The organism is Faecalibacterium sp. DFI.5.82 (genome assembly GCF_029076575.1).
Taxonomy (GTDB): Bacteria; Bacillota; Clostridia; order Oscillospirales; family Ruminococcaceae; genus Faecalibacterium; species Faecalibacterium duncaniae.
Window position 1 is genome coordinate 1 of sequence record NZ_JARFIS010000075.1, and the last position, 447, is coordinate 447.

Consider the following 447-nt stretch of genomic DNA (forward strand, 5'->3'; position numbering starts at 1 on the left):
GGAAAAGGAGGGAGACTATGGGCGGAGGACATCTTTCCCGGCCGGACTTCGGGATGCCGCAGCCGGACCCGGACCACCCGCTGACCGAATTCTATCTGCTGCTGCAGCACTGGCTGGACAAGGCGGGCGTTTTCCACCTGCCTGCGCTCTATGCCAGCTTCCGGGCACCGGCCCGGCGCATCTATGCCGACGAGGCCGCCGGGTGCCTCACCCTCAGCGAAACGGCGGACGAGGGTGCGGTTCTGCTCTCTGCTCCCCGGAACCTCCAGCTGCTTTACAGCAGCCTGCATGTGGAGCCGGATGGCTCCCCCGCCGCCCTGCTGCTCACCGAGGAGTGTTCCCGCGCTGTCTGCGCGGTGCAGCTGCTGCCTCCCTTTGTCTGGGAGGACCCGCTGCCTCCCCTGCCGGATTTCCCGGCCGCTCTGACCCTGCAATTGACCCTGCAGG

General features: G+C 67.3%; 1 protein-coding gene. It reads left to right on the plus strand.

The window, feature by feature from the left end; all coding sequences use genetic code 11:
- Nucleotides 1-17: 17 nt before the first annotated feature.
- On the plus strand, nt 18-447 hold a 430-nt coding region (locus tag P0G09_RS15630; RefSeq protein WP_275253110.1), incomplete at its 3' end, for a hypothetical protein.